Origin of the sequence: Mycobacterium sp., assembly GCF_032159765.1 — a bacterium.
Lineage (GTDB): Bacteria > Actinomycetota > Actinomycetes > Mycobacteriales > Mycobacteriaceae > Mycobacterium.
The window spans coordinates 50208-58692 of the sequence record NZ_JAVHWM010000169.1; the positions used below are offsets into that span (position 1 = coordinate 50208).

An 8485-nucleotide genomic window follows, 5' to 3' on the forward strand; every position below is an offset into this window, starting at 1 on the left:
CGAAACGTCGCGCGTGGCGTAGTCGCGAATGACCCCGAGGTCAATACCCGACGACACTTGCACGGTTCGACCACCACTCATAGTGGGTATCCGTTCAAGGCCTCGCCGCAACAGTTGCGGCGGCTATTACGGAGACATCATGAGTAACCCCAGTGATCACCTAACTGAAGACTCACAAACCGAACATGGAGGACCAGGATCAGGCCAACCAGGATCACGCGATACCGGATCCGATCGGCCTTCTGCTGGACCCTCGGATCGCGACTCGGGAAAGCTCGACGATCAAACAGAGCACGCTGATGCCGAAGATCCCTCGATCTATGGCGGCACCGGTGAGCGCCCCCCAGGCGACGCCGAGCCCGCTTTGCCGCCTTACGATGGCCGTTCGCAAACGCATACCAACCCACGTTCTGGCGCAGGTGAATCGGCGGGCTTCGGCACCGCAGCTGATGCGTCACCCGCGGGTGGGCAACCCCCGTCGGCGACACAAACCGATCACGGCGTTGAGGCACCGGCCGATACAGCTGGATCAGGGGCCGCCGAAGACAAGCGCTGACACCCGTAGAGCAGCGTCAGCGCTCATCAACCACTGGACGCCGCCGGGTAGTCTCCCGAAAGACATTGTCGAGGAGCTGGTTTCGAGACAGTAGTCAACCACAGGGGTGGTGGCTATTCGGCGTCGTGCGGCTCGGCGAGTTCCGGTGCCTTCTCCCTCGTCGCCATCCCGCCGTCGCGACCATGATCGGCCGGTCCAGGGCGACCACCCTTCGGCTCGGACGCGTGTTCATCGTGATCCTTTGATTCCTTGACCATTCTCACTCCTTCGTCGCGCATTTAGGGGGACCGCAGGGTCAGGGTTCCCCGAAGGCCGAGGACCTACGCCGGCTGGCCTGCGCCGACCAATCCGCCAGGCCCCAGGTCTGCGTGTCCTGGGATTCGCGCGCAGCGTCGCGGGGAACTCACAGAGGATCACACGTCGGCCAGAGGAGAGGTTGCGAGGTGGTGCAGTTGACCCTGCCGCTGGCCTTGATTGCGGCCACGGTAGTCCTTGCGCCGGTCGCTGACCGCATTGCGGTGCCGTATCCCGTCCTCCTTCTCATCTTGGGCCTGGTCTTGGCCTTCGTCCCGGGGCTGCCGGTTCCCTCGGTCAACCCCGACCTGATTCTTCCTCTGATCCTGCCGCCTCTATTGTTCGCCGCGGCACGCCGGACGTCGTGGCGTGAGTTTTGGGATAACCGCCGTGCCATCGGGCTGCTCGCGGTCGCGCTGGTAGGCGTGACCGCATTCGTCGTGGGCGCCACTTTGCACGCACTGGTGCCCAGCGTCCCGCTGATGGCAGCGATAGCACTCGGGGCGGCGGTGGCGCCGCCAGATCCGGTGACGGCGACCGCGGTCGCCAGAAAGCTGCGGCTCCCCCGCCGCCTGCGAACCATTCTGGAGGGCGAAGGTCTCGTCAACGACGCCACCGCGCTTGTGCTGTACGGGGTCGCCGTATCGGCGGCGATGACCGGCGTCCTCGCGCCATGGCGCGCGGGGGCGGAACTCGGCGTCGCGGTCGTCGTCGGCATCCTCGCGGGCCTGCTCGTCGCGGTCGCCGCGCGCTGGCTGTTGAATCGGCTGCCCGCGCATCCCGCCGGCAGCGCCCTGGTCCTGGTCTTACCCTTCGCGGCTTACGCGGCGGCCGATGCGGCACACGGCAGCGGCGTTCTCGCAGTGGTCACCGTCGCGTTGGCACTCAGTCGGTACGGCGACGCTGAGTCCTCGCAAACCCGCCTCGTCAGCGGGACTACTTGGGAGATCATCGAACTCGTGGTGACGGGCGCGGCCTTCGCCTACGTCGGGCTGGCTCTGAGGTCCGTCGCCCTCGACATTCCAGGCCCGGTGGCTGGTCTGATCGGGCAGGGGCTGGTGATCACCGCCGTGACGATCGCGGTCCGGTTTTTGTGGATCTTTCTGGTCGCCACAATCGACGAGCGCACCCGCCAGCAGCGTGAAGTCAACGCCGAGCCTGTCGGTTGGCGCGAGATGACGGTCGCTTCATGGGCAGGCATGCGCGGGGTCGTCACGATGGTCGCTGCGATCGCCCTTCCACTGGGGCCGCCTGTGTTCCCCGAGCGGCAACGGCTGATCTTCATCGCGTTCGTGGTTATCATCGTCACCTTGGTTGTCCAGGGACTCACCCTGCCGCTGATCGTGAGACGGCTTGGAGTGAGTGCCTCCGATCACGACCGCGACGACGCCTGGCAAGAACTACTCACGCGTGCCCGGGAGGCGGGATTTCGTCGCCTCGAGGAATTGCGGAACCGGGGTGACGTCGATGCCGACACCGTCGATCAAGCCCGAGAGAACGCCGACCGAATGTGGCACTCAATGGGATTCGAAGCGCGCGACGGGACGGACCAACAGAACGCGCAAACCACCGAGAACGCCGTCACGGTCAATGCGCTTAAAAACGAACTGCTCACGGCCGCCCGCGACGCGGTGGTAGCCGCGCGAAAAGAATCGGGCACCGACCCGACGATCGTCGACCTCGTCCTTCGTCGGCTCGACGCGCGAGGCATGCAACCCGAGGAGGGGACCTAGTCGTCTTTCCCGCGGGAGCGTCGGAGGGCGCGCCCGCGCTCGACGTCCTTCTCGAATTTTTCCTCATTCTTCTTGGTCACACGGTCGTCCCGTGGCGGCAGTTGCAATTCGCGTTCGGCGGCAATTCCGGCCTGAAGCTGGCGTCCGCGCTCAAGTTCGGCATCCAGCTCAGCGCCGAAAAGCAGCGCGAGGTTGGTAATCCACAGCCAGAGCAGGAACACGACCGCACCCGCCAGCGCTCCGTAGGTCTTGTTGTAGCTGCCGAAATTGATGACATACAAGCCGAATAGGATCGAGGCGACCACCCACACCACGATGGCGAGGCCCGCGCCGACGCTGATCCAGCGGAACTTGGGCTGCTTCACATTGGGGGTGACGTAGTACAGCGTCGCGACCGCTAGAACGATCAGAACCAGAATCAGCGGCCACCGCGCGATATTCCACACAGTCAGAGACACTTCGCCCGCGCCGATGATGCCACCGATAGCCTTAGCCACCGGCCCGCTTACGGCCAACATGAACGCAACTGCGGCCGCAGCCACCAAGGCGCCGAGAGTCAGCAATAATTGCAACGGCCGCAGCTTCCAAATCGGCCGGCCCTCGTCGACTTCGTAGATTCGATTCATCGCGCGACCGAACGCTCCGATGTATCCGGACGCGGACCACAGCGCACCGACAATGCCGGCGACAAGCGCGAAGCCGGCCGACGGCGACTCGACGAGCTGCTGGATCGGACCGCGCAACGCCTCCACTGCGGACCCGGGGGCGACATCTCCCACGATCTGCAAGAGTGCGTCGGTGGTGCGTTGACCCTGGCCGAACACGCCCAGCAACGAGACGACTACCACGAGGGCCGGAAAGATCGACAGCACCGCGTAGTACGTCAGCGCCGCCGCGAGATCCATGCACTGGTCTTTCGTGAATTCGCGTGCCGTTTTCCGGACGACGTACAGCATGGACGGCTTCGTAAGGTCCGTCGGGGACTCGGGCTTGGCAGGATCGTCCGGATCGGGGAGCGCTTGGTGGACGGTCAGCTCCCTGGCCATTCGCCGGTCCATTTCTCGAACAGCCGCGCGCCTTGACGGTCGATGACGGCCTTGACCACCGAGAAGATGGCGCCCTGGATCGCCGCCGCAAGGAGGATCTCCTTGAACGGATATCCAGTCTCCAACGATGTTGGCGGATCGGGGTTTTCGCCAGGGGCCGCGCGGCGCCACACTTGCTTGAATATGACGCCGGCGAGCAGGCCGCCGAGCACCGAACTTACCAGGCCGACGGGCCGGTACAGAATCTTTGCCGACGTGCTCGGCTGTGCGTTCGACATCGCTATCTCCCAGGTCGGTGCTCGTCGCTCACTAGTCAGCGACGGCGTTTCCAGATCACCACGCCGACCAACAGGGCGACCGCGGCTGCCACGGCGATCGGTAGCACCGGCACGGCTCGCGCCTTCTCGGCTACGAGTTCCTTTGTGTCCGCCACCTTTTCCTTCGCTCGCTGCTTGACGTCGAGCTTGCTCGACAACGCCCCCACGGTCTCACCCAATTGTTCGCGAGTGCGCTCGATGTCGGCCTGAATCGCCTCGACGCTCGCATCCTGGTTGGGTTCGGAGTGCTGGTCAGGCCCGGTCATGGGCGGCTTCTTTCACTTCGTCGATGTCCTTCTTCACATTGTCGACGGTCTGCGTCGGTGCTGGTGATGCTTGCTGCACCTGGCCCTTACCGATCAGACCCGCCACTCCGGCCGCAATCAGCAGTACAGCCGCCACGATCAACGCGGCCGCCCAGACGGGCAGCACCACGGAAAGTCCTGCGATCGCGGCCGTGACAAGCACTGCCAACCCGAAAACCGAGAGCAACCCCGCCACACTGAACAGTCCCGCACCGATCCCGGCGTGCTTAGCCGATTCCTGAAATTCCTTCTGAGCCAACCGCATCTCGTCGCGGATCAGCCGGGACGTCTGCGTCGAAAGCTGTGACATCAACTCGCTCAACGAGGCATCTGCTGGTTTCGAGTCAAGACTCATAGCCGGCCCCTCCCATGTTTCATCGCGCCACTCCCCGCTGATGTATTGCGACGCCAACGACGCGTTATTGACGAAGTGCCCGTGTCGGCGGCAGCCCAAACCTGGGACAATTTCCACCACGCGCGGGCCTGCACATATCGTCGAGCAGTGACAATCGCCTACGACGAGGCCCTGCGTAGACAGGTTCAGGGGAACCTCGCGGGTCACGACCGCCGCTCCGTTGCCGATCCGACCAAGCGACATGCCGCGGTCGCGGTCGTGCTGGTCGATTCTGAGCCCGGTGAAGACAGAGTTGATCCGGCGCCTTTGGATGAATGGATGTCCGGGCGCCCGATGCCAGACGCTGGCCTCGACGGCATGGTCGCAAACTCCCACCTCGACGGCCGCATGGTAGATGTGTCCGGTGGCGCCGCTTTCCTGTTGTGCCGCAGAGCTTCTCGACTCACCTCGCACGCCGCGCAGTGGGCTCTGCCCGGCGGCCGCATCGACTTGGGCGAATCCCCGGTCGACGCCGCGCGCCGAGAGCTGTTCGAAGAGGTCGGCGTCGAGCTACCCGAGTCCGCGGTATTGGGGCTGCTCGACGATTACCCGACACGATCCGGCTACGTGATAACCCCGGTGGTGATGTGGGGCGGCGGACGGCTCGACCCCCGTCCTGCACCCGACGAAGTGGTGGCGGTGTACCGGGTCGGGCTACACCAACTGCAGCGCGCGGATTCGCCGCGGTACATCGCCATCCCGGAGAGCCCGCGTCCGGTCGTGCAGATCCCGTTGGGGAACGACCTCATCCATGCGCCAACGGGTGCGGTGTTGCTGCAACTGCGGTGGCTGTGTTTGGAAGGCCGCCCCGACCCGGTCAACGAACTGGAGCAACCGGTATTCGCCTGGAAATGACCGGACGCCCGGCAAGTCAGTCGCTGGCGAGCTCCTTGTGCTCTATCACCTCGGCGATACCCGTCGCGCCGAAGCGCTCGCGGAAGGCCTGCGCCGTGTGGCCGACGACGGTGGCATCGCTGCGTGCTCTCACGGTCGCCGAGCGCGGCAGGTGAAACAGCACGCCAATCTCGCCGACGTAGTCGCCAGGCTCGGCTATCGTTACCAATTCCTCACCACCACCGGATAATTCGCGCACAATCTCGAGCTCACCTTCGGACACGGTGTAGATGAGATCGCCCATCGAGCCTTGCTCGAACAACACCTCGCCGACGTCCAGATGAATCGTCTCCGACGGCCGGTTCGTCGGCGCGATCGTCGGCACCAGTTCCACGACCCGATCCGCCATCGGGAGCATCCGGCTGTCGTGGGTCGCGACCACCACCACGTTCTCTCCCGCCGCGAGCCCGCGGATCAGCCGCAGCACCGCTTCCACTTGGATGAAGTCGAGGTGCGCGGTCGGTTCGTCGGCAAGGATCAGCGGCGGATCCAGCGCGATGGCACGGGCGACCGCGACGCGCTGCTGTTGCCCGCCGCTCAGATCGCCCGGCCGGTGTTTCATCCGCTCCTCAAGCCCCACCCGCTTGAGCAATTCGGTCGTGCGCTTGCGCGCAGCCGAGCGTGGCATCCCGGCCAATCGCATGGGAATCATGACGTTCTCGAAAGCGGTCAGGCTCGGCACCAGGTTGAACGCCTGAAACACGATGCCCACCGTGTCGCCCCGAAACTTCGCGAGCTTTTCGCCTTCGAGAGCCGTGATGTCGACGCCCCCGAATGTGATCGATCCCGACGTCGGACGCAGGATGCCGCCCAGGCACGACAGCAACGTCGTCTTTCCGCAGCCGCTGGGCCCGAGCAGAATGACCAGCGACCCGGCTTCGACGTCGAGGTTCAACCCGTTGATCGGCCGCACGGCATACCCGCCGCTGGAGTACTCGACGACGAGGTCAGAAATCTTGAGATCACCCACCGTCAGGGACCTCCGAACGCGAGAGCGGGGTCTACAGACACCACGCGCCTCATCCCCGCGGCGCTCGCAAGCAGACCGATCACGACCGCGATCCCCGGCAGGGCCACGTACGCACTCCACGGCACCACGACGGTCATCGGGAACAACGGTGCCAGCAACTGCGCGAAGATCACGCCCATCAGGGCCGCGAGCAGGGCGACGATGACCGCCTGTAACGCGAGGCCGCCCAGGATCGCCTTGGTCGACGCGCCGATTGCCTTGAACACGGCGAAGTCTCGCACGCGCTCGAGCGCCGAGAGGTAGACGATTGATCCGACGATCAGCGCCGCGAGGATCCACAACAACACGGCGACGATGGTGATCGCATCCACGGCGACCTTCAACGGGCGCATCAGGTCGTCCACGGCGGCCGCCCGGTCGAGCGTCTTGTAGTCGGCCGGGAGATCGTGCGGGGCCCCGACGATTCCGATCGACGTGATCACCGGCTGCCCGTTGAATGCCAGTTTCTGAAGGCCCTCGGTGGTCAAAAAGATGTTCGGCATCTTCGCCAGCGCAGTCGAATTGGGCACGATGCCCACGATCCGCAATGTGCGCGCGCCGACCTGCAACTCGTCGCCAACGTCACGTCCCAGCGTGCTCGAGACCGCGACTTCGTCGGGCGTCGTCGGCGTATTTCCCTTGCTGACCTTCGGCATGCCGGGGCCATCCTTGGGCGCGCCGAACGCGGTGGTGTTCCGCGAACTCGTGCCGTCCTTGAAGGTCGACTGCGCGCAGGCCAGCCCGCCTACATTGGCGGCGCCAAGCGCGCTGCGCACCGCGGGCACGTCGACGTCGGGGAATGGTGTCGCACCCAGAAACGGTCCAGGAGAGTTCGATTTGATCGCGAACGCGTCGATTCCCATGGAGTCGACTGTTTGTGTCGCCTCGACGCGGAAGCCGTTCGCAAGTCCGGTGAGAAGAAGCGTCATCGCGAAAACCAGGCCGGTACTCACGACCGCGATGACGAAGCGGCGCCTTCGCCACTGCATGTCGCGCAACGCAGCGAAGAGCATGCCCGAGAGGGTACTGGCGACGACCCACGCCCAGACCGGTTTAGCGCATATTGGGTAGCCCAATCATTAATTGCCGACATCGGGAGATGCGAATCGTCGTGCGGCGCTGGCCCGCTTGACTTACCGTGGGCCCGATGACGTCGGTAGCGGTGTTGGGGGGCGGTGTCGGTGGGCTGAGTGCGGCCCACGAGTTGGCTGAGCGCGGGTTCGATGTCACGGTCTACGAAATGCGGGACGCATTCGGCGGCAAGGCCCGCTCCATGCCCGTTCCCGGCTCAGCGCACGGCGGCCGCGAGCCGTTGCCGGGCGAGCATGGATTCCGTTTCTTCCCTGGGTTTTACCGGCATCTGACCGACACGATGGAGCGCATTCCGCATCCCGTGGGCAACACCGTGGCCCATCACCTCGTCGACGCCACCCGAATACTGTTGGCACGAGCCCACAAGAAAAACGAACTGATCGTCCCCGCACAGGCGCCGGACAGCCTCAGCGACTACGGAGCGGTCGCCCAGTTCCTCTACGAGTTCGGATTCAAACTCGGCATTCGCCCGTGGGAGTTGGCCTTCTTTTTCGTGCGGCTGACAAGGCTTCTCGTGTCATGCGACGAGCGTCGTCTCCATCGCTGGGAACACAGGAGCTGGTGGGAATACACTCACGCGGACAAGTTGTCCGAAAGTTTCCAGAAGTTCCTCGCAGATGGTCTCACCCGCACCCTGGTGGCCGCCCGCGCCAAGGAGATGTCCGCGCGCACCGGTGGTCTGATCCTCTTACAGATTCTGTTCGATGTCGCACGAGTCGGCGGCCGGGCGGACCGGGTGCTCGACGGGCCCACCAGTGAGGTGTGGATCGATCCGTGGACGGCGCGCCTGAAACGCTACGGCGTGACGCTGCGTACCGGCTGCGAGGTCACCGGAATCGAGTGCC

At 64.7% G+C, this 8485-nt stretch carries 10 protein-coding genes; 3 read left to right on the plus strand and 7 right to left on the minus strand.

The window, feature by feature from the left end; translation table 11 throughout:
- Window positions 1-669 precede the first annotated feature (669 nt).
- Window positions 670-813 carry a hypothetical protein gene (locus QOH60_RS20920; RefSeq protein ID WP_526423784.1) on the minus strand — a complete coding sequence of 48 codons (144 nt, stop codon included), beginning with the start codon at window positions 811-813 and terminating at the stop codon, window positions 670-672.
- 186 nt (window positions 814-999) lie between these two features.
- Here QOH60_RS20920 and QOH60_RS20925 point away from each other — a divergent pair, with 186 nt between their 5' ends.
- Window positions 1000-2583, plus strand: coding sequence for a Na+/H+ antiporter (locus QOH60_RS20925; RefSeq protein WP_526423785.1), 1584 nt, complete (start codon window positions 1000-1002; stop codon window positions 2581-2583).
- On the opposite strand, the gene QOH60_RS20930 is transcribed toward QOH60_RS20925, so the two are convergent.
- Genes QOH60_RS20930 through QOH60_RS20945 form a run of 4 tightly spaced genes read right to left on the minus strand, consistent with a single transcriptional unit; the run spans window position 2580 to window position 4606 of the window.
- On the minus strand, window positions 2580-3629 hold the full coding sequence (locus QOH60_RS20930; protein WP_526423786.1) for a YhjD/YihY/BrkB family envelope integrity protein: 1050 nt from the start codon (window positions 3627-3629) through the stop codon (window positions 2580-2582). The genes QOH60_RS20925 and QOH60_RS20930 overlap by 4 nt on opposite strands.
- Window positions 3614-3907: a DUF4235 domain-containing protein gene (locus QOH60_RS20935; RefSeq protein WP_526423787.1), complete on the minus strand. Its 294-nt coding sequence runs from the start codon at window positions 3905-3907 to the stop codon at window positions 3614-3616. The genes QOH60_RS20930 and QOH60_RS20935 overlap by 16 nt, the downstream gene beginning before the upstream one ends.
- 35 nt (window positions 3908-3942) lie before the next feature.
- Window positions 3943-4212 carry a DUF3618 domain-containing protein gene (locus tag QOH60_RS20940; RefSeq protein ID WP_526423788.1) on the minus strand — a complete coding sequence of 90 codons (270 nt, stop codon included), beginning with the start codon at window positions 4210-4212 and terminating at the stop codon, window positions 3943-3945.
- Window positions 4199-4606, minus strand: coding sequence for a phage holin family protein (locus QOH60_RS20945; protein WP_526423789.1), 408 nt, complete (start codon window positions 4604-4606; stop codon window positions 4199-4201). The genes QOH60_RS20940 and QOH60_RS20945 overlap by 14 nt, the downstream gene beginning before the upstream one ends.
- A gap of 147 nt (window positions 4607-4753) precedes the next feature.
- On the opposite strand from QOH60_RS20945, the gene QOH60_RS20950 reads away from it, so the two are divergent.
- A complete protein-coding gene (locus QOH60_RS20950) occupies window positions 4754-5500 on the plus strand; it encodes an NUDIX hydrolase (RefSeq protein ID WP_526423790.1) in 747 nt (248 codons plus the stop codon).
- Between the two features lie 16 nt (window positions 5501-5516).
- Here QOH60_RS20950 and QOH60_RS20955 read toward each other — a convergent pair whose 3' ends face one another.
- Window positions 5517-6509 carry an ABC transporter ATP-binding protein gene (locus QOH60_RS20955; protein WP_526423791.1) on the minus strand — a complete coding sequence of 331 codons (993 nt, stop codon included), beginning with the start codon at window positions 6507-6509 and terminating at the stop codon, window positions 5517-5519.
- A 2-nt stretch (window positions 6510-6511) separates the two neighbouring features.
- The gene (locus QOH60_RS20960; protein ID WP_526423792.1) at window positions 6512-7561 is read right to left on the minus strand and encodes an ABC transporter permease; all 1050 of its coding nucleotides are present in this window, start codon (window positions 7559-7561) and stop codon (window positions 6512-6514) included.
- A 134-nt stretch (window positions 7562-7695) separates the two neighbouring features.
- On the opposite strand from QOH60_RS20960, the gene QOH60_RS20965 reads away from it, so the two are divergent.
- On the plus strand, window positions 7696-8485 hold a 790-nt coding region (locus tag QOH60_RS20965), incomplete at its 3' end, for an FAD-dependent oxidoreductase (protein ID WP_526423793.1).

What these genes read in the sequence shown, in the direction of transcription:
- QOH60_RS20920 (WP_526423784.1), bottom strand. Translation starts at nt 813, where the DNA reads ATGGTCAAGGAATCAAAGGATCACGATGAACACGCGTCCGAGCCGAAG.
- QOH60_RS20930 (WP_526423786.1), bottom strand. Translation starts at nt 3,629, where the DNA reads ATGGCCAGGGAGCTGACCGTCCACCAAGCGCTCCCCGATCCGGACGAT.
- QOH60_RS20935 (WP_526423787.1), bottom strand. Translation starts at nt 3,907, where the DNA reads ATGTCGAACGCACAGCCGAGCACGTCGGCAAAGATTCTGTACCGGCCC.
- QOH60_RS20940 (WP_526423788.1), bottom strand. Translation starts at nt 4,212, where the DNA reads ATGACCGGGCCTGACCAGCACTCCGAACCCAACCAGGATGCGAGCGTC.
- QOH60_RS20945 (WP_526423789.1), bottom strand. Translation starts at nt 4,606, where the DNA reads ATGAGTCTTGACTCGAAACCAGCAGATGCCTCGTTGAGCGAGTTGATG.
- QOH60_RS20960 (WP_526423792.1), bottom strand. Translation starts at nt 7,561, where the DNA reads ATGCTCTTCGCTGCGTTGCGCGACATGCAGTGGCGAAGGCGCCGCTTC.